This is a genomic window from Aquimarina algiphila (assembly GCF_007489275.1).
Taxonomy (GTDB): domain Bacteria; phylum Bacteroidota; class Bacteroidia; order Flavobacteriales; family Flavobacteriaceae; genus Aquimarina; species Aquimarina algiphila.
In genome coordinates this window covers 1-26,124 of sequence record NZ_VLNR01000052.1, presented here as the reverse complement: position 1 = coordinate 26,124, position 26,124 = coordinate 1, and the positions used below count along the sequence as shown (strand labels likewise).

Below are 26,124 nucleotides of genomic sequence, written 5' to 3'. Positions count from 1 at the left end.
ATAAAGAAATCCAGAAACACATTTTTATTGATATCCAAGTTGTTTAGATTACTTATCAGCAAAAAAACTCCAATCTTTACTAAACTTCCTGCCATAAAAATAAAACCTAGTTGGTCTTTAAACTTTTTACTGAGCACCATAATTGCAGAGGTAAAAATCAATGTAAATATACCATTGAAGACATAGGAAAAGTTAATGATATCAGTATTCCTTTCTAGCGAAAAATAATTGACGATGCTGGTATGAGTAAAATAACCACCGATGATGATTATAACAAAAAGAAACAAAAAACGAACGAAGTTTTTCTTCATATACTTAATAAAATCTTTTGCTAATATAAACTGTATTGAACGAATGAAAAGTACAATAAGAAAAAATTAACGATCAGATTTATTAATTCTATTGAGTTGTTTAATTACCAGGTATATTGAAGCAGTTACTCCAAAAAGGACAAGACCCATCGTGAACCATTGTTTTTCTAGTTCATAATAGGCGTCCAATTTTTTACCTCCGTAAGCACATAGAAATATAGTACCCCCCATCTGAAAAGCTATTCCAGAAAGAGCAGCATATTTTCTAAGCTGACTTCCCTTGTCCTTGGGTTGCTGATTGTGCTTGTGGTTGTCCTGTTTTTTGCTCACTTTTTCCTAAAGATTTAACAGCTCCTTTCATAGAACAAGATGCATTAAAGTTTGCTCCTGGCTCAACGGCCAACTTACCTACAGTAACTTCTCCTTCAATATGTGCCGTTGGCTTTAATGATAAAGTATTTGAAACATTAAGAGTTCCTGCAAACTTTCCTTCAAAATCTGCATCAGAACATTCTAGTGTTCCTTTAATAAAACCAGAAGAACCTACTACTACTTTACCTGTAGTTTTGAATGTTCCTTCGATAGTACCTTCGATTCTAAAACCTCCTTCAGAAATAATATCGCCAATGATTTTAGTTCCTTCAGAAATTTTATTTTGATTGCGAGAAAAATCTGTGCTGTTGCCGTAGTCTCTTCCTTTTTTATTGTCTGAAAACATAATATACAGGGGGATTAAATAATTATTATTCGGTTTCTTCTTGTTCGGTTTCTATTGGTTTATATTCTTCCAGATTTTTATGAATCTGAAGAATTCGATAATTAGGAGATGCTATAATAAAAAATGGAGCATCTACTTTTTTATAATATTTCTTTTTTCTATTCCATTTGGTTAGATCAGCTTCTCGAGTATCTTCGGTTTTACCCAAAGAAAGGAGTTCTGCAAGACCTTCTGCTGCTAACTTATCACCTCTTGTATGTACAACTACAAATTGTTGATCTTTATTATATACATCAAACGAAACTTTCATTTTTTCGTACCTCAGCTCTTTAAGGATATTTTCTAAATGTTCCTTTAAACCTTGCGCCTGGTTATCCCCAAATGTTGAAAAAGGATAAATCAATTTATGATTTTTTTCTTCTTCCAAACCAGTTAAAAATTCACTATTCTGTACCTGAGGTATAGTAATTTGATAAATTAACTGCGCCTTTTTACCTTCTGGACTTTGTGGATAGTTAAGAGACACATAATTAAGCGCTTCTTTATATGCTTCAAACCCTCTGTAGCGACCTACAGCCTGAGCTTTTAATAACTCAAATTTAGGTAAGAATTCGTCATCTCCTCCAAATTTTGTAATTAATACATCACTCTCTTTAATAACCTCTGCATATTTCTGCTTTTGAAAATCATGGTACAATCTATTATACATAGATTTTGGGCTATTTTTATCATCTTCTAAAGTAGCATCTGGATTTTGAAGAATTTTAGCATACCTTGATTCGCTATGATTATTAATAATATCCTGTTTATAAGTATTTGACTTTGTAATATTTCCTTGTAATAAATAAATTTTATACAGGTTATATTTTGAAGGTATAATTAAGCGCTCTTCGGGATTACTTTGTAGCAAATTTTCTAACTTATCTGTAGACAAATCATACTCCTGAAATTTCTCTTTATATATTATACCTAATTGATAGTACGCAAAGTTTCTCTCTGTTTTAAGACTATCAATTACCACTGGATCGGTTGGTAATTGTGCTATATAGGTTTGAGGATCAAAAGCAGGATCTGTGTCAATAGAGTACTCTTCTTTAACCTCTTGCTCTACAGCAGAAACTGCACTTGGATTAGAAATACTTGAAACTCTCCAGTTATCTAGTAATTCTCTATTTCCATATGTTCTTTTAAAAGCTGTCTTCCCAAAAGCTACTGTGGTTTGATTATAAAAATAAAACGGACCTTCTTTACCCTTAGCACCCTGGGCTTTATTTCCTATTCCTGTGCCTGTACCAGGTTGATTAAATCTTTGCTCTACAGGTAATCCTTCTTTTATTTTTGCTATTTCTTCTGCTTTTGCTACCAGAACAGCTTTTAGTTTTATCCTTTCTGTATACTCTGAATAATATGCTAATCTTTCTTCTGGGGACATCGCTGCGATAGTAATAATACTATCATTTGTTTTGGCTATTCCTTCATACAAGATAACATCATCCAGATTATCACGCTTTTTCTTTAAAACTCTATATCTTTTAGAATCTACCACCATTCGTTGAAGTGTACTATCATAATATGCCCCTGAGGCAGCATATTCTTTATTGTCAAAACTAATATCTCCTAAAGTGTAATAGTTTATAGATTCTAGATATTTGTCATCAGAATTTGTACGTAATGATTTATTATAATACGCTACCGCCAAATCAATAGAATCTAATGTTTTAAAGTATACAGCCTTTTGATTATAAATTTTATCTAGAAAAGGTCTGTTTTCTCGATTCTCTTCGAGGTCTGTTAGTAATTCAAGAAACTCTTCCCTATTACCTGTTTCGTAATTAAAATTTCTAGCTTTAGCCATATATGCATTCAGCATATATTTTCTAGGTGCTTTTCGATTGAGTTCTATTACCTGATCAAAAGCATAGTTTGCACTATCTTTAAACCCAAGTTCATTTAGCAATTGTCCTTTGATATAAAGGTATCTCCCTTTTTCTTCGTTTTTCTTGGTATGAACTGCTGCTTTGGAAATATAGCTAACCGCAGAATCCTTTTGTTTAAGGTTAACATATGCCTGAGCTATCATAGCAATAGCATCTGCATAATCCTGAGGTTTCATATATTCCTGTGTTATCATTCTGTCGAGATCTTCGATAGCTTTATCATTATTATCGAGACGAAGATTTGCTTTAGCTCTCCAGACTTTAGCATGGTTAATTGTATTACTTGCAGGGTATTTATACAAGATGTAGTTAAATGCCTCTAATGCGGGCACAAAACGCTGCTCAAAATAGCGTGCTTTACCTAACAACAAAAATGCTTCATCAATCTTCGGATTACGTTCCTTTCCATCAATAAGCATACTGTGCTTTTGGATTGCTTTAACCGCTTTTTCTTCTGCTTTATCAAAGTTTTGATTAAGTATTTCATTAGGTAAACGAACATCTTCGCTCACAATCATTCTTTCTATAGGAAGAAGTTCCCAAAAATTATCTTTATAAGATTGTACAATGTCTTCTTTACCTGTATCAAAAGCCAAACGACCATTATACAAGGTATTATTTTTTGTAGTAACATCATGCCATGTACGATTCACAAACTTGTCCTTTTTACGAGAACAGGCAAATCCTACTATAATCAAAAGTAACACAAGGGTGATTTGTGATATTTTTTTTCCCAAACCAGATAATTTATAAGTGTGATAACTAAAAAAAAATCTTTTTAGTGTGTTTAAAGTGCACAAAAATATAATGTGCGTCGTAAAAATACATTTCTTTCGTTAAAAAACAGGTTGTTAACATATTTTTCTCCAAGGAGAAATGATTTTTATTGTATTTTCTTAGGTTATTAACAATCAACAGTAACTCATTGTATATCTCAAATAGCCATACCAAAAAAATAAATTTCACCGAAAACAGGGTAGTCCATATTCTTTTTCTTTATGATTTTTATCCCTTTTTGTAAAACTATTAATTTTTTAATTCAGTTTTTTAATTCAACCGCATCATGGACAGTATTTCTTTGACAAAAAATGATATTCAGCATATAAAAAGACTGCTTGATGCTAATAGAAAAATTGAGGCTATTAAATATATAAATGAAAATTATAAACTAGGTCTTAAAGAATCAAAAAAAATAGCAGATCTTGTAGAAAAAAAAGGTGATTTCCAATACAATTCAACTTCTTCTCAAACCCTTTTTATTGATCGTGAAAAAACAAAATCTAACAGAACAAATTCCATTGTTTTTCTTATAATATCTGGTATAGGATATGCGCTATTATTATTGGGATTATATCAGTTAACAGATAAATTACTTTTTATATCAGAAGCTAAGAAAGTTGATGGGATCATAATAGCTTATGATTCTCACCAAAGCCGTTCTGATAATAAAGTGACTACTATGTATACTCCAATTTTTGAATTCGAAGTACATGGAAAAAAATATAAACGAAAGACAGATACATCTTCATCTGCTCGCGAATATGTGGTAGGAGAAGAGATATCATTATATGTCAGTAATGATTTCCCAAAAAACAAAAAAGTATGTCTCGATGAATTCTGGGAAAAATTTGGACTCGCTACTGTAATTCTAATTTTTGCAAGTGCTTTTATCGGCATTGGATATATTTCCAAAAATGCTTTGGGGAAAAACTTTCCTTAATTAACGGTTTCGCACTGCATATAATTTAGTCTTAGAAGAAAATTAACGTATTACTTATTGAAATGCTCTTCTAGTTCTTTGAGTGTTTCTTCTGATCTGGCAATATCTTTTACTACTTCTCCTTTATCCAAAACAACGATTCGATCACAGACCTCGGTTACATGCATAAGATCATGACTAGACACTAAAACTGTGATTTCTGGATCTGCCGATAATTCTTTAATAATTTTTTTTAATCGTATCTGAGTCGTTGGATCCAAATTAGCAAAAGGCTCATCGAGAACAATCACTTCTGGATTTCCGATTAAGGCTGCAACTATACCTGCCTTTTTTTGATTTCCTTTAGAGAGGTCTCTAAGATACTTTTTTTGGCCTAAAATTTCGCCGTGAAAGAAATCTTCGAACTGAGAAAGCAGTGCATCCACATCTGCTTTGTTTTGTCCTCGCAATTCTCCAATAAAATAAAAGTATTCTTCTGCTGTTAAATATCCGATTAAAAATGTTTCATCAATAAACGCAGAAGTGATGGATTTCCATTCTTCATTCTCGTTAACTTTGATCCCTTTATTTTCAATGTACCCAGAAGTAGGCTGAATTAGATCTAATAAGGCACTAAATAATGTTGTTTTACCCGCTCCATTATTACCAACCAGGCCAAAACTACCTCCCTTGTGTATCTCTAGGTGATCAATATTAAGTACTGTATTTCCTGTATATCTTTTGGTAAGATTATGTATTGTTATCATCCTTTACTTACTTTTTTTGTTTGTATGCCCAGATCGTTTTATACTTTTCTGTTCTATATATTTTTTCAATTTTACTAAAAACCGCATTTTTAAAGGCAAACCCTGCTACCCCAGCAACAGCAACCACAGCATACCCAGCATATGGACTATATGCATAATGGCCAATGGCATATAATATCATTGGTAGTGCCATTTTTGGAAGTGATAACAATAGTGTTTTGGCATTAAAAGCTTGTTTATCGCCAAATGCCTTCTTATTACTTGTTAAATCAATTGGTGTTTTTACATACGCTCCTGCCCATAGGACTACATGAGAGTTTACACCAATATTATAAATAGCACCTACAATAATTGCCAAATACACATCCCATCCATAGTATAAATATCCAGATGCTAAAACAGTAGAGATCAAAGTTGCAATGACCATCAACCACCATTTTGAAGATAAATATTCTTTATACCGAATATTCTGGCTCATCATTAGGGGATAATATGAACTATCCCAACTAGGTACAAACTGCCCAAAACTTAATAGAAATCCTCCTGTAACAAAAATTGCTGCAAAAATTCTCCAAACAGGGCCTTCATAAGTTTCGACAGCCCCTGTAAAGAATAATAATCCATAAAACAGAAACAAAACACTCACCATCACGGTAGATCTTGCTCTTTTATTTCTCTTGATTAACTTGATATCATTCTTTAGAAAAGTTGCGGTTTTACCAAATCGATTTAACCATTCCAGATTCTCAGTTTCAACATTTTTTGCCTTTGTGGCAAGGCCAGCATCCAGGTATAAATCTTTTACAAAAGATCGAAAAGATATGATTACCAAGAATACTAATAGACTGATAGGAATTAGCACTAAAAAAGGAATGTTATATAATCCTTCAAAAAACGGCGCTGTATACTTTGTAATATCAAAATATCCAAAATACTATAATCCAATGCATAATGCTAAAACGCCTCCTATAATAAATATGAGATTGTCTTTTTTATTCAGAATAATATTTAGAAAATTACTACTATAAATCAACGCTATCAGTCCTATATTCCAAAGTAGTACATTAGCAATTGGATAATCCTGTTGTACTAATACCACAGAGAATGGTATAAAAAAGAAGGCATGAATAATATTAAAAAATGAGAATATGGTTTTTCCAAAAGCGAAAGAGACTATTTTTCTTTTGTTAAACGGAAGGATTAATAATGGTTTTATATTAATCACGGGCATTTTTTGTAGCGCATATCTAAATATGAGATCCATTACAATCCAATACACCATCAATTCATTTATAACCACTAAAGGATCTAGATTAAGTTTTTCCTCGATCAGGAAAAAAGCTCCTACTCCTCCAGACCCCATCATAACAATAAACCATAAAGCCCAAAACCCCATAAATAGTTTCATAAACAATCCTGAGCTCATTGAAGCTGATCGCCAGAAAGATTTCCATTGTAAAGTGATGAAGTGGGTTATCATAATTTAAGATGTATTTAATTATTTAGTAATCAAAAACATCATTTTGTTACAAAAATAGGCAGATTACTCACCTTGCATTTGTTATTTTTGCCAAAAAAAAGTGCAATGCCCGATTTTCATAAATTATCAATACAACAAATTACACGAGAAACTCCACAAGCTGTTTCTATAGGATTTGAAGTCCCTTCTGATTTAAAGAATACCTATTCATTTATTCCCGGACAATACATTACCATAAAAACAGATGTTAACGGTAAAGAAATACGTAGGGCATATTCTATTTGTAGCACACCAAAAAGCGGAGCATTAATAGTGACCGTTAAAGAAATACCAGAAGGAACGTTTTCTGTTATTGCTAATAATCAACTAAAAGCTGGTGATATATTAGAAGTACACCCGCCTGAAGGAAATTTTATACTTACAACAAACGCTGAAGCCAATAATACGTATGCGGCTTTTGCAGCTGGAAGCGGAATTACTCCAGTAATGAGTATGATCAAAACTGTACTCGAGGAAGAACCAAATAGTCGCTTTGTGTTGGTATATGGAAATAAGACTCCTAAAGAAACAATTTTTCAAACTTCATTATTAGAATTACAGTCAAATTATCCTGAACGTCTATTCATTGAATTTGTGTATAGTAGAGCTCAAGAAGAAAATGCTCATTTTGGCAGAATTGAGAAGCCTACTATAAATTATGTTCTTAAAAATAAATTTAAAGACACTGTTTTTGCTGGTTTTTATCTATGTGGTCCAGAAGAAATGATCAATACTGTAACCAGTATTTTAACTGAAAATGGTATTGAAAAAGATAAAATTCATTTCGAACTCTTTACAAGTAGCACCGAAGAAGTAGAGATTGATGCTAATCTTGATGGAAAAACTAATATTACTGTAATCGTAGATGATGAGGAGTTTAACTTTGTTATGGATCAGAAAAAAACTATTCTTGATGCAGCCCTAGATGAAGATATTGATGCTCCTTATTCTTGTCAAGGTGGAGTATGTAGTTCTTGCATTTGCAAGGTTATTGAAGGCAACGCTGTAATGGAAAAGAATAGTATTCTTACTGATGGGGAAATAGCAGAAGGGCTAATTCTAGCTTGCCAGGCACACCCTACTTCTAATTTGGTAAAGATAGATTTTGACGACGTATAACCTTTCGATTTCGCTCAGGGTAAAGATTATAAAGTGATTATAGTTTATTCACTGCATCCACCACTATTTCTGGTTGGATTGTGTGCATTACTTTTTCATACCCAGGAGGTACTTTGTTTCCATAAATTGATGTCGGAATCTGATCATACTTAGCCAGATTAGGTAAGATAGCATGTTCTATTGGCTGTCCAAAAGGCATAAAACCAGCAAAAGGATGTGTTACTCCCCACAAAGTAATCGTTGGTATACCATACATTGCAGCAAGGTGAGCATTACCACTGTCCATAGATATCATTGCGTCTAAATTACCAATCAATTTTAGCTCATCTTCAAAAGATAATTTACCTACTATGTTCGTCACATTCTTGTATTTGCTTCCAATATTGTTTAAGATATCAGCTTCTCGTTTTCCTCCGCCAAAGAGAAAAATCTCAAATTTATCTTGATTATCTATGGTTTCAATGACCTTAATCATCAATTCCAAAGGATACGTCTTGCTTTCGTATTGAGCAAACGGTGCTATTCCCAACCACTTTTTGGTAGAATTCTGTGTCAATGAAAGAATATCTTCTGTTAATGGTTGTTTTTTGGGAAACTTATGGGTTTCAAGGTCAATAGGATACCCTAAAGCCGAAAATACATCGGCATATCTTTGATGCGTTGTTTTAAGTTGTTTAAATACTTTATTCTGTGATCGAGTTAATGCTTTTTTCTCAGCTCTACCTTTATCTATTTGTGTAACTTTTATTCCTTTTAACGAGAATATTGTTTTCAATACGTTTGATCGTAATACATTATGTAGATCAGCCACACTACTTATCCCTAGTTTACCCAACTCATTTGCCAAACGAGTTAATCCTAAAACACCTTTATGTTTTCCTGTTACATCCGCATGATAGACTTCAAGATTTTCAATATCAGAAAATATGGGTTCAAAAAACTTTCTTGTAAGCACAGTGAGTTTTACATCAGGGTAAGTCGCTCTAAAAGTTCGAAGAACAGGAACAGTCATAGCAACATCACCCATTGCCGAAAGTCGAATAACCAGAACGTTCGTTTCAGATGTAGTTGGCTGTCCAGTATTACTTTTCTCCACGTAATACTGGGTTTAATTCATCATCATTATACATCTTCATCTGCTTATATACTTTCATATATTTATCTCCTTCTTTGATATCATTTAACAGGGTATCGATAGCTGTAGACAAATCTACTTGCTGTTCTAATAGTATATTTAATTTATTTTGACATGTAGCTTTATGCTCTTCTGAAGCTCCATCTCGAATGGTCTCTACATGCATATGATATACTTTTAACGCCAAAATAGACAATCTATCTACTCCCCAAGCTGGGCTTTCGGTATTGATAGTCGCATTATTTTTTGGGGTTACGTTTTTATATTGTTCTAAAAAATAACTATCAATATACTCTACCATATCTGTACGATCCTGGTTAGAAGCATCAATCTGTCTTTTTAACGTAAGTGCAGCAACTGGATCAATTTGTGGATCTCGTATGATATCTTCATAATGCCATTGCACGGTATCAATCCAGCATTTACGATATAACAAATGCTCAATAGCTTGTGATTTACTATCATATGGATTAGAGAATTCTTGATCCACACTATCAATCACGTGGTATTTTTCTATAACTTCTTTAAAAATGGAATTTGCTTTATCAGTAAACATCTGCGTTTTTATTTTTCTAAAATGTGTAACTATTCTATTGGTTCTATCCCTTTATATTTTTGATGTATCGCTTTATCTACTATACACCTCATATATACTGATGCAAAGGTATTATATTTTGCAATAGTATTTAGCATCTTCTATTTCAATCTGTACTGTAGAAAATTATATAAAGTCTCAAATATTGAATATCGTCTTCTATCCTTCTAATACGTATGTCTCTACTATAGCATTCGAGTACATTTGTTCTCAAAAATCAAAACAGTAATATGGTAAACGGAATTAATATAAATATCCAAATATTGACTTCTTTGGCAAACCGATTATAATTCATCTCAAGATATGTAGTCCCAATCAACGCAAGTGGTGTCGCCAAAAAAAATAGCTCTGAAGTATCTTTTTCTGGTGCAATAACGGCTATTGCTATAGCAATAATTAAATATGCAATAACCACTCTTAATATTGGTTTTGTATTAGCTGTTTTTCTTCCAAATTTAATAAGGTAGATAGAGAAAAAGAATACGATACAAATAGATAATACTCCTACAGAAAAAAGTGATTCTTTTGTGAAATATTCTCGAAATGAGAATGAAACAGAATCAACATATGTGGTAAAAGTAAAGAATGAATCATAAAAGAATAATGTAAAACAATTTGCAAATACATAGATCATTATAATTCCAATACCAGGTATTAACCAGTTTCTATAGTTATTGGGTTCAAAATACAATATTCCCAAAAAAACCAATGCTATAAATCCAATGCTCCAAAAATACGCTAGCGATGCTAAACCGATACATATAGAGGCATTAAAAATTTTAGCTTTTATATGTTTTTCATTTCTTAGGTGTAGAATATTCTGTACGGCTAATAATATCAAAATATTAGATAACAAAATCGGAAAACTTGTTAGTGAACTTGGCAGTATTGTGGTAAGAAAAGCAAACAATAGTATGGTAAATGTTCCTTTATTTGTTAAATCATTCTTTTGAGCTACAAAATTAAGTGCCAGCATAGGTAAAATATACAAAAAGACGCTCGCAATGACTTTTAAAATATAGGTACTTTCTACCTCAAATCCCTTTTTATAGTGCGCTATACTAAAGAGTACTCCCATGTATAATGCCACGGCAATGTAATTAATGGGTTTTGATTTACTAAAAAAGCTTGATAACACTACTATTTTTTATATTTTTGCATCAAACAATTATTATAATTGTTTTTTATGTATTACAGAACTAATGTATAAAAAGTTTTTAGTTTACTCTTTAGACTTTTAAAAAAGAAAATATAGAACACATTATGAAAGATTTTTTTGGAGCTATCGAATCCCTATTTGTAGATGTATTGTTTGCACCTTTTGATGCATTAAGAGCATTAGAACTAGAAAGCTGGACTGCTGCTAATGTACTTAACTGGGTTTTTATGATTATTGGTTCTTTGGCTTTTCTTTATTGGATGAAAGAATTGAAGAAATTTAATGACAATGATGAAGAAAATAGAGATCCTAAAGCACATTCATTCCTAAATTAAACATCAGAAAAGTTTTATTTATATTTGGAGATATAAATCGGATTATCAATTTATATAAAAGTCCCTATAAAATTTATAGGGACTTTTCTTATTTTAATCTTTTTGATGTTGATACTATATTATAAATCAAACCCCAGATCTTTCCTATAATACATATCTTCAAAATGAAGTTTCTCAATATTTTGATAGGATTTTTTTAATGCTTCTCTAAAATCTTCGTCAAACGAAGTTATTGCGATAACTCGCCCTCCATTTGTAACAACCTTACCATCATTCAAGGTTGTTCCTGCATGAAAAACAATAGATTCTGAGATCGTATCGATACCTGTAATCTCTTTTCCCTTTTGATACGCTTCAGGATATCCTCCTGAAACAGTCATTACGGTTGTAGCACTTCTTTTATCCAATTCGAGATTAATTTTATCCAATGATTGAGATCCGACATGGTTAAACAATTGAACTAAATCGGTCTTGACTCTTGGCAATACAGCTTCGGTTTCGGGATCTCCCATACGTACATTATATTCGATTACTTTTGGATCATCACCTACTTTAATTAGTCCGATAAAAATAAAGCCTTTGTAATCGATTTTTTCTTTTGCCAAGCCATCAACTGTAGGCTTAATAATCTGTTCTTCGATCTTTTTCATAAACACCTCATCGGCAAAAGGAACCGGTGAAATAGCTCCCATACCTCCTGTATTTAAACCTGTATCTCCCTCTCCTATTCGTTTATAATCTTTTGCAGTTGGTAGCGTTACATAATGTTTCCCATCTGTAAGTACAAAAACACTTAATTCAATGCCATCAAGAAACTCTTCGACAACTACTTTTTCACTTGCAGCGCCAAATTTTTTATTGGTTAGCATGTTTTCTAATTCAGCTTTGGCTTCTTCAATATCTTGTAAAATTAACACTCCCTTACCCGCTGCCAAGCCATCTGCTTTTAGTACATATGGTGCATTAAGAGTTTCCAGAAACTGTTTTCCTTCATTAACTGTTGTAGCTGTAAAACTTTGATAAGCTGCTGTGGGAATATGATGTCTGAATAAAAATTCTTTGGCGTATTCTTTGCTGCCTTCTAATTGCGCCCCTTCTTTAGAAGGGCCTATTACTACAATATCATTAAGTTGACTATCTTCTACAAAAAAATCACTTATCCCTTGTACCAGAGGGTCTTCTGGTCCTACAACAACCATTTTAATATTTTCTCGTAGTACCAAATCTTTGATTGCAGGAAAATCTGTTACTGCAATAGGCACATTGGTTGCAATAGCAGCAGTTCCTGCATTACCAGGAGCTACAAATAAAGTATCACAAAGTGGACTTTCTACAATTTTATAAGCAAATGTATGCTCTCTACCTCCTGATCCTAGTACTAAAATATTCATGATTTGATATAGCTTGTATTTATGCGCTCAAAAATAGTTTATTCGTAGTTGTATTGCTAATTGTTTTGTATAAAAACTTAAGATAATGGTATCAAGTCTATACGAACTAATTACGAATAATCCTGCTACTTAAAATACTCCTCTTTTTTAATAGTAGCGGTATCACAATAGAAAAGAATACAATTCCATTAAACCGAACCAGCATCGATTCAAACAATAATGATACGAACACAATCAGAAAGACAGAAAATTCATTTCGACTTCTTTTCATGCGCATCCCCAATACAATAAAAATAATAAGCAAAACGCTAAAACCTATAATACCGCTTTGAAGATACGTTTGCAAAAATTGATTATGGGCATTATACTTGTTTTCATGATTAGGCATATACCCTAACTCTTTATACTTTTTCATTAGAACATCATTTGCATCTCCTACTCCATAACCTAACATAGGGGCTTCCTTAATTAACTTAACACTAGCGTCCCATGCCAATATTCTGGATTTTTCTAAGGTTGTAGTTTCATAAGCTGCCACTTTACTAAAATCTTTTACCCTCTCATAGAAATTAGTCACCCTAGGGTTCCCTAAAAACAATGCGACACCCATTATAAACACAATGATCATCATATACTTTTTTTCTTTATCTACAATATTGAAAATCAACAATAAAGACATCACAAACAGTATTAAATATGCCGCTATAGATGCTAATAAAAAAAGATAAAGAAATAATAATGTTACTACTACTAACTGAAATCGAGACCTTAATTTATTTTTAAGGTAATAGCTAAGTACTAACAAGATATATATTGAAACATAATTAGCATTTACAGATCTGGAAAAAACAGACCCTACAAAAAATTGAGACCAATTTTTTACTATCTCTTCTAAAAACATGAATACTCCAGTAATTTCTTTTATATCAATAAGGTATCGATATAAATTATTTGAAGCAATACAGATATTGATAAAAAAAGATACAATCAAACCAACAAGTAAAAAGTCAAATAACCTTTTTACGGTATTAGCATCCTCTTTAACAAATAAAAAAATAATTGGAAACAATAGTAGGGATAATGATCTCTGTACTAAATTCAATCCACTGCCCAGGTCGTCAGTATAAATTAAACTTAGAGTCATTATAGTAAAATACAAAGGAAAGAGAAGTACCGATTTATCCAATACAAATTTCTTTTGTGGTCTAAATATCATCATAATTCCAAAAACGATCGAAATTATAAAAAACGGAGTAGGGAGTGTAATACCTAACGGCATTAAAAAAAAAGCAATATAAAGACTGTTCCAAAAGGTCATTACTACCCAATGGTCTTCTTTATAGAACATACTGGTTGCCTGAGTTAGTATCTTGCCAAATTGCACTTGTTATATAAATAGATTATGAAGTGTTTAACGTTTTTTGAGGTTTTGAATTGTATTGTACTTACATAATCAAATGTACAGTATCTCCTGTTACAAGCAAAATACAAAAAGCTTCTGTTTTTTTAGATTATAGCTTTTTTATTATTCTGTTTTTATAATTAACCCTTCAAAACATACTAATATGCTTTTTCTTGGCCTTTTATAATATTAATTATAGTATCTAAAATAATTTTTAAATCAAGAAGAACAGACCAGTTTTCTATATAAAAAATATCATGTTTAATACGATTAACAATCTCCTCATCGTATTTTACTTCTCCTCTATATCCTTTTATCTGGGCTAAACCTGTTATGCCAGGTTTTACTGCATGGCGAAATACAAAATTATACTTATCGATCTTTTTTGCATAATCTTTGGTGTATGATATCATATGAGGTCTAGGACCAACTACAGACATATCACCTAGTAAAACATTAAAAAACTGTGGAAGTTCATCAATACTAGTTCTTCTCATGAAACGCCCTATTCGGGTTACCCTAATATCTTCTTTTTTAACCTGATCAAGCTCGACATGTTTCTTATATCTCATAGATCTAAACTTATAACATATAAACTCCTTATAGTTAATTCCATTTCGTTTTTGACTATAAATTAATGGCCCCTTGGATTCTAATTTAATAAATATGAAAAGTAATGGAGTTATCCAGGATAAAATTAATATGATAATTAAAATAGAGAAAATAATATCAAATCCTCTTTTAATAGTCCTATTAACTGCGCTATTTAATGATATCTCTGGAATTGATAATACTGGTAAATATTCATAATAATCTGTTGTCAATCTTTTAGAATAAATACGTTGTGAACTTGGGATAAATTTTAACACACAATAATTCTGATCTACATACTTCACGTATTCATTCATAATGTCGTCTGAAATTTCATCAATAGCACAATAAATCTCGTCAACCTCCTCTTCTTCCAAAAAATCAAAGCTATCTTTTATGGACTTTGAAAGTGTATCAGAAAACACCCCTAATACTTGATAACCCAAGTCTTTTTTTTCCTCAAAAATGGCCTTAAGTTGATTAGCACTTTTATTATTACCTATGATAATAACCCTTCTATTATTACCTCCCAAATATGATCGATATCTTTTTAAAGCATAGTATGATATTACTTTAATTATTCCAACTGTAGAAATAACAATAATAATGAAGTAAAGTGGTTCTTTACCAGAAAAAAGGTTGATCCTTAGAACTCCTAAATATGCATATATAAGTATTAGGATTACCGTTGCCTGGCGAAACAAAAGCGAAATAATTGTAATAGCTTTTGTAAATCGATATACTTCATAAAAATCGAGTAAATATGCTGATACTAGCCAGATTGTCCCCAAAAAGACATAGAATTGATTAGAAACAATACTACTTAAAAGGTAGTAAGAGGAGATAAATAAAATAATCAGATCTATAACAATAAGTATTGGCCTAATTAAGTATGAATATCCCCCTCTTTTGTGATGCATTGGTTATTAAGAATAAGACGAAAAATCTTTATGATCGCTTTTCTGAAGTTCTTCTTTAGAAAACCCTTTAAAATATTCAAGTGTTAGTTTCATTCCCTCTGACCTGCCCATTTTGGGTTCCCAGTTTAATATTTCTTTAGCCTTAGTAATATCCGGTTGTCGTTGCAACGGATCATCAACTGGTAGTGGTTTATAGATTACTTTTTGATCTGTTTCTGTAAGTCTTACTATTTCTTCGGCAAATTCTTTAATAGTGACCTCATCAGGATTACCGATATTAACTGGGTAAACATAGTCACTAAGAAGCAACTTATAAATCCCTTCTACTTGATCGTCGACATAACAAAAAGATCGTGTTTGCATACCATCTCCAAATATTGTTAAATCTTCTCCTCTTAATGCTTGTCCGATAAATGCCGGTACTACACGGCCATCATTTAACCTCATCCTAGGACCATAGGTGTTAAAAATACGCACTATTCTTGTTTCAACTCCATGATAGGTATGGTATGCCATTGTTATTGATTCCTGAAAGCGTTTTGCTTCATCATATACTCCTCTAGGACCAATTGTATTAACATTACCATAATATTCTTCATTTTGAGGGTGTACTTGAGGATCTCCATATACTTCACTTGTCGATGCTATTAAGATTCTCGCGTTTTTCTCTTTTGCCAGTCCTAAAAGGTTGTGTGTGCCTAAAGATCCAACTTTTAATGTCTGAATAGGTATTTTAAGATAATCTATCGGACTTGCTGGTGAAGCAAAATGTAATATATAATCGAGTTCACCTGGTACATGAACAAATTTGGTAACATCATGATTATAAAACTCAAACTGTTTTAATTTAAATAGATGTTCTATATTTTTTATATCCCCTGTAATCAAGTTATCCATGGCAATCACATGAAACCCTTCTTTGATAAATCTATCACAAAGATGAGAACCTAAAAAACCCGCTGCTCCTGTAATTAAAACTTTTTGCATTTTATAATATTATATCTTTTCTACCAATAGAAAAATAAGAAACTCCTTCTTTTTCGACATCACTAATGTCATATAAGTTCCTACCATCAAAAATAACATTCTCTTTTAGGCTATCTTTTATTTTCTTGAAATCAGGAGTTCTAAAAATACTCCATTCTGTACAAATAATCAATGCATCAGTATTATCAAGTGCTTCATACATTGTTTTTGAAAATTGAATTCTATCCTCATATTTTCTTTTAACATTATCCATTGCTTCAGGATCAAATGCTTTAACCTTAGCTCCTGCATTTAATAATTCATCAATAAGATATAATGCTGGTGCTTCTCTTATATCATCGGTTTCTGGTTTAAAAGCCAGACCCCAGACAGCAAAAGTTTTATCATCCAAATCATTATCAAAATATGTTTTTATTTTTGGGAGTAATGCTGTTTTCTGCTTTTGGTTCACTTTAATTACTGAATCTAAAATCTGAAAGTCGTAGTCTACATCTTTTCCTGATTTATGAAGCGCTTTTACATCTTTTGGAAAACATGAACCTCCATATCCGATACCTGGAAACAAAAATCTTTTCCCAATCCTTGAATCTGTTCCCATTCCTCTTCTTACTTTATCTACATCTGCACCAACTTTCTCGCAATAATTAGCAATCTCATTCATGAATGTAATTTTTGCTGCCAGAAACGAATTAGCTGCATATTTAGTAAGTTCTGCAGACTTCTCATCCATTATGATAATTGGGTTACCTGATCTAACAAAAGGTTTATACAGTTTTTCCATTAGTTCTGTTGCTCTTTGAGAGCTAGATCCTACCACAATTCTTTCTGGTTTCAAAAAATCATCTACCGCAAACCCTTCTCTTAAAAACTCTGGATTCGAGACAACGTCAAAATCGCATTTTGCATTTTTTGCAATAACTTCCTGTACTTTTTCTGCTGTACCTACAGGTACTGTACTTTTATCTACAATAACTTTATATTCTGTAATTCTTTTTCCTATGTCATCTGCTACACCTAAAACATAAGATAAATCAGCCGAACCATCTTCATCTTCAGGAGTTGGTAATGCTAAAAATATAATTTCTCCATGCTCTAAGCCCTCTTCCAAAGATGTCGAAAAAGTAAGCCTGCCTGCTTTTATATTTCTATCAAAAAGTACATCAAGGTGTGGTTCATAAATAGGCACTTCACCATTTCGCATTTTCTGAACTTTTTGTTCATTTATATCCACACAAACTACTTCATTACCAGTTTCTGCTAAACATGTTCCTGTAACCAAACCTACATATCCGGTACCTATTACTGATATTCTCATTTATCTTTTTTACTCTTTTTTACTCTTTTTTACTTTTGGTTTTAAATTTTCTTTCATAGCATCTACCTTTCTTTTAAATAAAATTTTTTGCTTTAAAGAGGTAAAATTATAATTAAACCTAAAAAAAATAAAACTCAAAATTATTACGCTAACCAACAACACTATAAATAATAGTAAGTTCTTGGTAGTACTCCCCAAAATAATAAATAATACTACAAATATTAAATTAAAACCACCTATTAAATAACTAGCCTGTTTATGAGATAGACCCCAGTAATCTATAAGAACATGATGTGTATGATTTCGATCAGGTGAAAAAGGACTTTTCTTATTTGCAATTCGTATCGTAAAAACTCTGGCCGTGTCAAAAAGTGGTACGATAAGAATACTTATTGCAATTAATGGAATGTTTTCCAGAAAAAAAGGTAACTCAGCTGAGGAAGAAGGCTTTAAAGCTAAAAATTTCAATGTCATTATACTGATAATAAAACCAATAATTAATGAACCCGTATCTCCCATAAATATCTTTTTATTTGCTGATACATTATATCCAAAGAATGCGAGTAAACATGCATTTAAACTTATCGTAATCAGTGCATAAAAATATTCTTTAGTGAGATAAAAAATTGTGGTATAAATGATCAAAATTACAATTCCAACAATCGAAGCTAATCCATCTATCCCATCAATAAGATTATATGAATTTATTATAGTAACCATAATAAAAACGGCTATAAGAAAATAAATGTAATACGGTATTTCTTCTATATTAAAAAATCCATTAAGAGAATGTATGGTAAAGCTATCACTTACTACAACAAAAGATACTGCTAGAAACTGGGCTATTAGTTTTGAACCAGGGGATAAAACTACTAAATCATCTTTAAGACCAATAATAAACAAAATTGTAAGGCCAGGGATGATATGTATAATTTCACTATTTGTGTCCCAACTACTAATAAAGAATAGACCTATAATCAATGTATAGTAAAACGCTACTCCTCCTAAACTTGGTGTTTGTACTTTATGAGAACTTCTATTATTAGGAGCATCCATTAACCTTTTGTATGAGACAACCCCAATAATTTTGGGTATTGTTAAATATGTCAACAAGAATGACCCTATAAAAATTAATATTGCTGTTTCTAGAAAATTCAATTAAGTATAGCTTTTGAAAATATGGTAAAAATAGAGAAAGTTTTTATATTAAAATTTAATCCTTAATAAACATCATCATTTTTTTTGCCAAATTCTTTCTATCAAAGTCTGTAGTTAGTTTCTGAAAATTTTGAGTATTGGTATTTTTTGTTTTCAATACCTCTATTTTATTCAAAAATTCTTTTTCATTTTCCGGTTCAAAAGCTTCTCCTATACTATATTGTTCCACCAATTTTTTTGCTTCTCCCTCAACTCCTAATAAAATTGGTTTATGCATAGCACTTAACTCAAATATTTTTGATGGTAAGACATGTTTAAAAGTATCTGATTTTTTAAGATTTACAAGAGCTATATCAATAATTGAAATATAGCCTGCAACTTGTTTTTTAGATACTGAAGGTAACATAGTAACATTATCTAGTTTTAATGAATCTTTGATTTTTAACAACTCCTCTTTTTTAGCTCCATCTCCCAAGAAAAGAAAATGTATTTGTTTGTCTTTAATCTTTTTTGCACAATACAAAATAAAATCCAAGGCGTGTGCCATACCATGAGTACCGATATATCCAATTATAATTTTATCTTCAAGTTTTAATCTTTTTAATATTTTCTTATCTTTTTCAACAGGAGAAAATAATGTTGTATTAACTCCATTCTTAATTATTTCTATTTTTGATGCATTAATTTTGTGTTTCTCACATAAGATTTCTTTAAACGAATCTGTTACCACTACAATTTTATATGCTTTATTGTACATTTTTTTCTCTAGAAACTCAAAATATTTTATTGCGGGGTTTGTTTTCATAGCACCGACAGCTTTTATTGATTCTGGCCATAAATCTCTAACCTCCATAATCCATTTCTTTCGTTTCCAAAACGCTAGCCACCTGCCAGAAATTGCTGTAAAAAACTGTGGTGATGTTGCCACAATAAGATCTGTTTTAATAAATAATCCTACAAGAAAAGAGCTGATCATAAAACTTACATAATCAAGAATTCTTTTTAAAAACCCTTTATTAGCACTGATGTATGTCCATACACGAATAACTTTTATGCCTTCAATAATCTCTTTTTGAAATAATTTATTTTTGTATCCCCCAAACACCTTTCCTTTTGGAAAATTTGGAGCACAAGTAATCACGGTAACATCTATACCATCCTTTACCCATTCTTTGCAATGCTCGTATGTTCTGGTCGCAGGTGCATTAACTTCGGGAGGGAAGTTATCAGTTAAAAAAAGTAACTTCATTTTGCTAATTTATAAATCTATTCTGGTTGATAAGGTAGTATTGAAATATACTTTTATTTTTTTTGCTTTCTTAGTACTATTAAAACCTAGGCAATATTGATATTCTTCTTCTTTAATAACAACCTCATTACCTTCAAAATGAATGATTATTCCATTATTTATCAACTCGATTTTGTTATTTAAAATACGTATTTCTTTTACATCAGGATGAAAATGAAAAAATGCTACTTGTTCTTCATCAACTTTTTTAGAAATTATATCTTCTATCTGTATTATGTTAGTTTCATGAGTCGAAAATCTTCTTGTATGAATAATCCCCAAATTCTTATATCCATTATGAGCGGCTTCAATTGTATTGTCTATCTCTTTTAACTCGATGATTTTTGCTCTCTTCGCTATTCTAAATCCATCCCAAACTTTTGTTTGGTCTTGATTTCCTATTTTCACAGTATTATGATATGAAGTACCTCGTTCTTTTAATCTTCTATCATTTTTCTCATAAGTAGAGATTCCTGGGTCTACAAGTATTGGCTTACTCCTTACATATAACTCAAAATTAAAAGTATCAGAATGGGCATGACCAGGTTGATAATCTGGTCCGACATTACCAACATCTATAAATAATTCATAGTTTTTACTTCTAAACATTCGATATCCAGAAGCTCTAAGCTTTTCTTTTTTTCTTTCTAATCCTATTTCTTCTGCAAATTGAAATAATTGGTCTGATTCTGGAGCAATCCTATATGCACTATCATTTACCATTGGGATAACTCCATTACAAAAAGTAATCTCTTCTAACCAAGAACGCATAAGTGATGCTTTTCCTTTTAAGAATAAAAGTAGGTTATCTTCCTGCCATTTATTTAATTGAATAAGACGAATACAATCTAGTATACGATGAAATAAAATCTGATGATACATAGGTGATAATTCAAAATGCGCACCATCACTTAAGATTTGTTCGGTAAGCTCTTCAGTTAGAATTTGCTTTGCCTTTTTATATAAACTTTCATCTTTAAAATAATATGCTCCAAACAATAAGGAATATCCATTTTCTAATAAATGGTTTCCGAGCAGATGATATTCTAGGTTATGAATTAAAGTCTCGTAATGATTATATAATGTTTGATTAATTTTGACCTCTGAGATTTTATTTTTGGATAAAAATTTAATCCAATTGATACCTCTCAGAGAAATAGGGTAAGGTTCTTTTCCATCCTTTAAATTGCTTTCGTTTTCTATATAATCATTAATTAATTTTAAACCTTCGCCAGCAGAACAATCTTTTTGATTTAAAAAATCAAAATAATTCAAATTATAGGTCCAAAGTTTTCCAAAGTCGGCATAATTCCAATTTATTTTATCTGTAAACTGGTGAGGCAAATTAAGAAACGTAAACCTATTCTCTTTTATAAAACTATTGGTGTATAAAAATGAATCATGCCAATTTAAAGGATGAATTTCTTTTTTTAATTCCTTTACATAAATTCTTTTAAAAAACTTATTACGAATCAAATAATATAACTGATAATAAATCTGCTTGAATTTAAGGTGTTTTACGGTCTGTAGGAGCAGTTTTATTTTATTTCTATCCATTTTCCTTGTTTAAGAGATTCGATTGCTGCAAACGAAGCTCTTGTAGTATTCACTATCTCATCAAAAGAAATAATTGGATTCCCTCCCTTTTGTTGTTGTTCGATAAGTTCATTAAATTGATTATAATGTCCTTTATCTTGTTTGGATGAGGTATTTCTTCCTCCCTTAAAGCCAAATGCTTTTAACTTTCTCCAATTATCCATAATCAAAGTACGTTCTTGAGAGTATATCTCTACTCTTTCTTTAGAATAGGCTTTACTTCCATTTGCAAAATAATTGATCACTGCATTGGTTCCATTTTCATATCTTAATAGAATACTTGCGTTATCTGTATTTTCTTCTGGATTAGCTCCCATTGCATTCATACAAACTGCTGTTATTTTGCTACCTGCAAAGTATGTACAGAGATCAATATAATGACATGCTTCACCAATGATTCTTCCTCCACCAACTTCCATATCATGAACCCAAACATCAGCAGGGATAAAACCAGCATTCATTGTAGCAACGATATTAATTGGTGTCTTGTCGTTTCCTAAAAGCTTTTTCATCTTTTTTGCCAAGGGAGCAAAACGTCTATTAAATCCAACAGAAACATTTACATTTTGTGTATTATATTCTGCAATGATATCTTCTAATTCTGAATTAGTAAGCGCTAATGGTTTCTCTACAAAAACACTTTTAGAAGCTTTAAGGCTTTCCAAAACCATTGAAGCATGCATATTGTGTTGTGTAGTAATCAATACTAAATCAACATCATTGTCTTCTAAGATTTCTTTATAATCAGAAGTAGAATTTGCAATATTATGACGTTTGGCCATTATTGTAGAAGACAAACCACCAGAACTTGCAATATATTTTACATCAGCATTTATTTTTTTGAGGTTAGGAAGTATTGTAGAGCTTGTAAAGTTTCCTGCACCAATGATACCAATAACTCCTTTTTTACCTTCAAAAGATTTTTGAGCTATGGTCACAGTAGAAGTAGCTTCTTCTGTGCTATTATACTCAAGAATCGAAGCTATCGATCTTGAATTTTTCATATCGCCATAAATCTTTTGATACTCTTTTAAAGGTATTCGCTCTGTGATTAATGGTTTTACATCTAATGTTCCTTTGGAAATTGCTGTTAATATGGCCTCAAAGTTTCTTTTCTCTGTCCATCGTACATACCCGATCGGGTAGTCATTTCCTTTTTGCTCATATTCTTCATCGTATCGTCCTGGTCCATAAGAACAAGATACCTGAAAAGAAATTTCTTTCTCATAAAAATCTGCTCTGCTTATATCTAAACCTATAACACCTACCAATATGACTCTACCTCTTTTTCTGCACATATTGGCAGACTGGGATATAATTTCATTACTCTTATTAGAAGCGGTAATAATAACGCCATCTGCACCGATTCCTTCTGTATATGATTCTACAAATTTTACCTGATCTGTACCCTCAGCAGGGTTTATGGCTATAATGCCTTTTGCTTTTGCAATTTTTACTTTCTCTGGATCAAAATCAAACCCAATAACATTACATCCATTAGCAAGCAATAATTCTGCAGTAACAAGACCTATAAGTCCTAAACCCACCACAACCATAGTTTCTCCAAAAGTTGGATTTAATAATCGTATTCCTTGCAAACCAATAGAACCTATTACGGTAAAAGCGGCTTCTTCATCTGTTACGTTACCAGGGATTTTAGCTACTAAGTTTTTGGGAACATTTACATATTCTACATGATTACCATTAGAGGCTACTCTATCACCCACCTTAAACTCTGTAACTCCTCTACCTACAGCAACAACTTCACCAACGTTACAATACCCTAAGGGCAATGGTTGGTTCAACTTATTAAAAACTGCATCCATTGTAGGTTTAAGCCCGTCTGTCTTTACTTTGTCTAAAACCATCTTAACCTTATCTGGTTGCTGGCGTGCTTTCTGAATAAAATTTGCCTTACCAAATTCTACTAACATCCTCTCGGTTCCTAACGAAACTAATGATTTGGTGGTTTTGATAAGCACATGTCCTGATTTAACCTTAGGCACTGGTACTTCTTCTAAAATCGTTTCTCCGTTTTTAAGATCTTGTATGATTTGTTTCATCTTGATTTAGTAGTCTTTTCAAAGATTTTGGCAAAATTACAGTTTAATCAAATAAACTAGTCAATTTCACTATAATAATTTTAAATTTGTTTGTTTAACTATAATTAATACCCCATCCTATTAGTATTATATTATTATCAAGTATAAACTAATTGTTTTATATCATGAAAAAAACACTATTTCAAATTTTTATTCTACTTTTTACAATATCATGTCAAAAAGATGAACTTGATCAAAAACATAACATTGATGGGTTTGTACAAAAAGGGCCTTTTATTCAAGGCGCAGAAGTTAGAATTCAGGAATTAAGTGTAGATCTAATTCCTAATGGTAAAACATATTTTACAGAAACGAATAATGATTTTGGATCATTTAGTTTAGATAATGAAATTACAGAAGGTTATACTGAATTTGTTACAACTGGATTTTATTTTAATGAAGTTACCGGGAAATTATCAAATGCACCTATTTCCTTAAGAGGTATTGGTTATGTAAATAGTTCTCAAAAATTTAATTTAAATATTCTTACAACCTTAATTGCAAAAAGAATTAAGCATTTAATTATAAACGAAAACTATTCTTTTGGTGATTCTAAAATAAAAGCACAAAAAGAGGTTTTAAAAGTTTTTTATATAGATTTTTCAGATGATACTATCCTCTCCTTTGAAGAAATGGATATCTCTGGGAATGAAATAAGCAATTCTATTTTACTTGCCGTTTCTTGTATCTTACAGTATGATAATTCTGAAGCAGAGTTATCAGAACTAATTCAAAAAATAAGTTCTGATATAGAAACTGATGGTGTTTTGGATTCTGAATCTATCCTCAATGAAATTAAAAGTAATTCTATGTTATTAGACATAAATTCAATAATAACTAACTTGGAAAGCAGATATAATCATTTAGGTATACAAATTACTATTCCATCTTTTACAAACTACATTGATAAGAATGGCGATGGAATAATAGGAATTCATGAAGTGGCTGACCCTGAATATATTTTTGATGGTACTCATGAAGATCATCAAAATACAGGTCCTTATATTGATGATATCGAGTTAACAATAAAAAGTAATACTGAAAATGCGAAAATTTATTATACTCTTGATGGACAAGACCCCACTATCAACTCAAATCTATATACGTCTCCTATAATTATTAAAGGAGATCCAGATGGTAATATGACAAAGACAACAATAAAATCATTTGCTATAGCAGAAAATTTAGAAGCAAGTAACATAATTGAGCAAACTTTTGAAATTCTATATCCAGATGTTAGGGCTCCATCATTTAATTATTTATCTGGCACTCACAATAATAGTTTGTCAATTGAATTAACTTCTCCTTTTCCTATTTATTATACTCTTGATGGCTCTACTCCAAATACCGAATCTAAGTTATACACTACCCCTATACCCATCAATTGTCTAGATTGTATTTCTGTAATAAAAGCGATGGCTAAAAGTCCTGGGCAAAGGCAAAGCATTGTATCAACAAGTATTTTTAAAATTGATGAGTCGTTTAACCCAAATGACCCAGATATCATTTTGTCAAACCTCGAAGAGGCAAAAACAAAACTTCTTGGTACTTGGATAGGTTACGTAGAAAATCCATTCATTAATAAAAGTTACGGCGTGAAAATTGTTTTTAATTCTGATAATACATACAATACCCAAGTATTAGGGAATAATGAACGTGAATACCTTACTGTAAGTTATGCAAGTGTCTTTCATTATGACGATATCTTTGAAAATGATCCTTCCTGGAGTCGATTCTATGAAATCAATACTTTATTTGATACCAATTCAAAAGTTAATGGAGAAATAAAGGTAGGTCCAAATGATATTAACATATTAGATATTCGACTTTCATTTAACAATAATTTTAAAGGTTTAAATTTGATTGCAAAATTTAAGAATGCATCCAATTTAATTTATCATTTAAGTAAATTAGAATAAATAGTCTATTGTATCTGCGATAACAGCTTTTTATAATAACCCGTTGTGCATTTAGAAAAAGTTGCGCAAACTGCTAAAAGGCAGTAAATTGTAGTTACGACACTATAATTCATATGCACAACTTTCAAGCAAATTACGATAAAATACTCAAGGTTTTAAAA

20 protein-coding genes and 1 pseudogene are annotated in these 26,124 nt (G+C 31.4%); 4 read left to right on the top strand and 17 right to left on the bottom strand.

What is annotated here, in order from left to right; translation table 11 throughout:
- Positions 1-377: 377 nt before the first annotated feature.
- From FOF46_RS32970 to porW, 3 genes are read right to left on the bottom strand one after another with little or no spacing between them, the layout of a single operon-like run.
- Positions 378-641, bottom strand: a complete 264-nt coding sequence (locus FOF46_RS32970; protein ID WP_235010951.1) for an AtpZ/AtpI family protein — start codon at positions 639-641, stop codon at positions 378-380.
- Positions 577-1,029 (bottom strand): bactofilin family protein, encoded by a 453-nt coding sequence (locus FOF46_RS21080; protein WP_109436173.1) that lies wholly within the window; start codon positions 1,027-1,029, stop codon positions 577-579. Before FOF46_RS21080 ends, FOF46_RS32970 begins: the two co-directional genes overlap by 65 nt.
- A 25-nt stretch (positions 1,030-1,054) precedes the next feature.
- Complete coding sequence (porW, locus tag FOF46_RS21075; protein ID WP_143917809.1) at positions 1,055-3,703, bottom strand: type IX secretion system periplasmic lipoprotein PorW/SprE; 2,649 nt, start codon at positions 3,701-3,703, stop codon at positions 1,055-1,057.
- 326 nt (positions 3,704-4,029) lie between these two features.
- Here porW and FOF46_RS21070 point away from each other — a divergent pair, with 326 nt between their 5' ends.
- Positions 4,030-4,686 carry a DUF3592 domain-containing protein gene (locus tag FOF46_RS21070; RefSeq protein WP_109436175.1) on the top strand — a complete coding sequence of 219 codons (657 nt, stop codon included), beginning with the start codon at positions 4,030-4,032 and terminating at the stop codon, positions 4,684-4,686.
- Positions 4,687-4,736: 50 nt separating this feature from the next.
- On the opposite strand, the gene FOF46_RS21065 is transcribed toward FOF46_RS21070, so the two are convergent.
- Both FOF46_RS21065 and FOF46_RS21060 read right to left on the bottom strand, forming a co-directional pair.
- The gene (locus tag FOF46_RS21065; RefSeq protein ID WP_109436176.1) at positions 4,737-5,432 is read right to left on the bottom strand and encodes an ABC transporter ATP-binding protein; all 696 of its coding nucleotides are present in this window, start codon (positions 5,430-5,432) and stop codon (positions 4,737-4,739) included.
- Positions 5,433-5,439: 7 nt separating this feature from the next.
- A pseudogene (locus FOF46_RS21060) lies at positions 5,440-6,912 on the bottom strand (DUF5687 family protein).
- A 105-nt stretch (positions 6,913-7,017) separates the two neighbouring features.
- Here FOF46_RS21060 and FOF46_RS21055 point away from each other — a divergent pair.
- A complete protein-coding gene (locus tag FOF46_RS21055; RefSeq protein WP_143917808.1) occupies positions 7,018-8,070 on the top strand; it encodes a ferredoxin--NADP reductase in 1,053 nt (350 codons plus the stop codon).
- A 37-nt stretch (positions 8,071-8,107) separates the two neighbouring features.
- Here the strand turns inward: FOF46_RS21055 and FOF46_RS21050 are convergent, their stop codons facing one another.
- From FOF46_RS21050 to FOF46_RS21040, 3 genes are all read right to left on the bottom strand, one after another.
- On the bottom strand, positions 8,108-9,166 hold the full coding sequence (locus FOF46_RS21050; RefSeq protein WP_333968575.1) for a glycosyltransferase family 9 protein: 1,059 nt from the start codon (positions 9,164-9,166) through the stop codon (positions 8,108-8,110).
- A complete protein-coding gene (locus FOF46_RS21045) occupies positions 9,153-9,761 on the bottom strand; it encodes a DUF4254 domain-containing protein (RefSeq protein WP_109436180.1) in 609 nt (202 codons plus the stop codon). The genes FOF46_RS21050 and FOF46_RS21045 overlap by 14 nt, the downstream gene beginning before the upstream one ends.
- A gap of 256 nt (positions 9,762-10,017) precedes the next feature.
- Positions 10,018-10,938, bottom strand: coding sequence for a DUF6427 family protein (locus FOF46_RS21040; protein WP_255412227.1), 921 nt, complete (start codon positions 10,936-10,938; stop codon positions 10,018-10,020).
- 125 nt (positions 10,939-11,063) lie between these two features.
- On the opposite strand from FOF46_RS21040, the gene FOF46_RS21035 reads away from it, so the two are divergent.
- Positions 11,064-11,294, top strand: coding sequence for a DUF6341 family protein (locus FOF46_RS21035; RefSeq protein ID WP_109436182.1), 231 nt, complete (start codon positions 11,064-11,066; stop codon positions 11,292-11,294).
- 119 nt (positions 11,295-11,413) lie between these two features.
- Here FOF46_RS21035 and purD read toward each other — a convergent pair whose 3' ends face one another.
- From purD to FOF46_RS20990, 9 genes are all read right to left on the bottom strand, one after another.
- A complete protein-coding gene (gene purD, locus FOF46_RS21030) occupies positions 11,414-12,685 on the bottom strand; it encodes a phosphoribosylamine--glycine ligase (RefSeq protein WP_109436183.1) in 1,272 nt (423 codons plus the stop codon).
- 106 nt (positions 12,686-12,791) lie between these two features.
- Complete coding sequence (locus FOF46_RS21025; RefSeq protein WP_208746803.1) at positions 12,792-14,069, bottom strand: O-antigen ligase family protein; 1,278 nt, start codon at positions 14,067-14,069, stop codon at positions 12,792-12,794.
- A 176-nt stretch (positions 14,070-14,245) separates the two neighbouring features.
- On the bottom strand, positions 14,246-15,598 hold the full coding sequence (locus tag FOF46_RS21020; protein ID WP_109436185.1) for an exopolysaccharide biosynthesis polyprenyl glycosylphosphotransferase: 1,353 nt from the start codon (positions 15,596-15,598) through the stop codon (positions 14,246-14,248).
- A 6-nt stretch (positions 15,599-15,604) separates the two neighbouring features.
- Positions 15,605-16,585 carry a UDP-glucuronic acid decarboxylase family protein gene (locus FOF46_RS21015; RefSeq protein ID WP_109436186.1) on the bottom strand — a complete coding sequence of 327 codons (981 nt, stop codon included), beginning with the start codon at positions 16,583-16,585 and terminating at the stop codon, positions 15,605-15,607.
- 1 nt (position 16,586) lies between these two features.
- A complete protein-coding gene (locus tag FOF46_RS21010; protein WP_109436187.1) occupies positions 16,587-17,900 on the bottom strand; it encodes a UDP-glucose dehydrogenase family protein in 1,314 nt (437 codons plus the stop codon).
- Between the two features lie 9 nt (positions 17,901-17,909).
- Positions 17,910-19,058, bottom strand: coding sequence for an MraY family glycosyltransferase (locus tag FOF46_RS21005; protein ID WP_143917805.1), 1,149 nt, complete (start codon positions 19,056-19,058; stop codon positions 17,910-17,912).
- Positions 19,059-19,113: 55 nt separating this feature from the next.
- On the bottom strand, positions 19,114-20,307 hold the full coding sequence (locus FOF46_RS21000) for a glycosyltransferase family 4 protein (protein WP_143917804.1): 1,194 nt from the start codon (positions 20,305-20,307) through the stop codon (positions 19,114-19,116).
- A gap of 9 nt (positions 20,308-20,316) precedes the next feature.
- Positions 20,317-21,903, bottom strand: coding sequence for an alginate lyase family protein (locus FOF46_RS20995; RefSeq protein WP_143917803.1), 1,587 nt, complete (start codon positions 21,901-21,903; stop codon positions 20,317-20,319).
- On the bottom strand, positions 21,885-24,005 hold the full coding sequence (locus FOF46_RS20990; RefSeq protein WP_143917802.1) for a bi-domain-containing oxidoreductase: 2,121 nt from the start codon (positions 24,003-24,005) through the stop codon (positions 21,885-21,887). The genes FOF46_RS20995 and FOF46_RS20990 overlap by 19 nt, the downstream gene beginning before the upstream one ends.
- A 164-nt stretch (positions 24,006-24,169) precedes the next feature.
- On the opposite strand from FOF46_RS20990, the gene FOF46_RS32370 reads away from it, so the two are divergent.
- Positions 24,170-25,963 (top strand): chitobiase/beta-hexosaminidase C-terminal domain-containing protein, encoded by a 1,794-nt coding sequence (locus tag FOF46_RS32370; protein WP_143917801.1) that lies wholly within the window; start codon positions 24,170-24,172, stop codon positions 25,961-25,963.
- Positions 25,964-26,124: the final 161 nt, after the last annotated feature.

Bases quoted from the DNA above. Each gene is read 5' to 3' on its own strand.
- FOF46_RS21035 (WP_109436182.1), top strand. From the start codon at position 11,064: ATGAAAGATTTTTTTGGAGCTATCGAATCCCTATTTGTAGATGTATTG.
- FOF46_RS21080 (WP_109436173.1), bottom strand. From the start codon at position 1,029: ATGTTTTCAGACAATAAAAAAGGAAGAGACTACGGCAACAGCACAGAT.
- FOF46_RS21045 (WP_109436180.1), bottom strand. From the start codon at position 9,761: ATGTTTACTGATAAAGCAAATTCCATTTTTAAAGAAGTTATAGAAAAA.
- purD (WP_109436183.1), bottom strand. From the start codon at position 12,685: ATGAATATTTTAGTACTAGGATCAGGAGGTAGAGAGCATACATTTGCT.
- FOF46_RS20990 (WP_143917802.1), bottom strand. From the start codon at position 24,005: ATGAAACAAATCATACAAGATCTTAAAAACGGAGAAACGATTTTAGAA.
- FOF46_RS21015 (WP_109436186.1), bottom strand. From the start codon at position 16,585: ATGCAAAAAGTTTTAATTACAGGAGCAGCGGGTTTTTTAGGTTCTCAT.
- FOF46_RS20995 (WP_143917803.1), bottom strand. From the start codon at position 21,903: ATGGATAGAAATAAAATAAAACTGCTCCTACAGACCGTAAAACACCTT.
- FOF46_RS21000 (WP_143917804.1), bottom strand. From the start codon at position 20,307: ATGAAGTTACTTTTTTTAACTGATAACTTCCCTCCCGAAGTTAATGCA.
- FOF46_RS21055 (WP_143917808.1), top strand. From the start codon at position 7,018: ATGCCCGATTTTCATAAATTATCAATACAACAAATTACACGAGAAACT.
- FOF46_RS21010 (WP_109436187.1), bottom strand. From the start codon at position 17,900: ATGAGAATATCAGTAATAGGTACCGGATATGTAGGTTTGGTTACAGGA.
- FOF46_RS21020 (WP_109436185.1), bottom strand. From the start codon at position 15,598: ATGCATCACAAAAGAGGGGGATATTCATACTTAATTAGGCCAATACTT.
- FOF46_RS21070 (WP_109436175.1), top strand. From the start codon at position 4,030: ATGGACAGTATTTCTTTGACAAAAAATGATATTCAGCATATAAAAAGA.
- FOF46_RS21065 (WP_109436176.1), bottom strand. From the start codon at position 5,432: ATGATAACAATACATAATCTTACCAAAAGATATACAGGAAATACAGTA.
- FOF46_RS32370 (WP_143917801.1), top strand. From the start codon at position 24,170: ATGAAAAAAACACTATTTCAAATTTTTATTCTACTTTTTACAATATCA.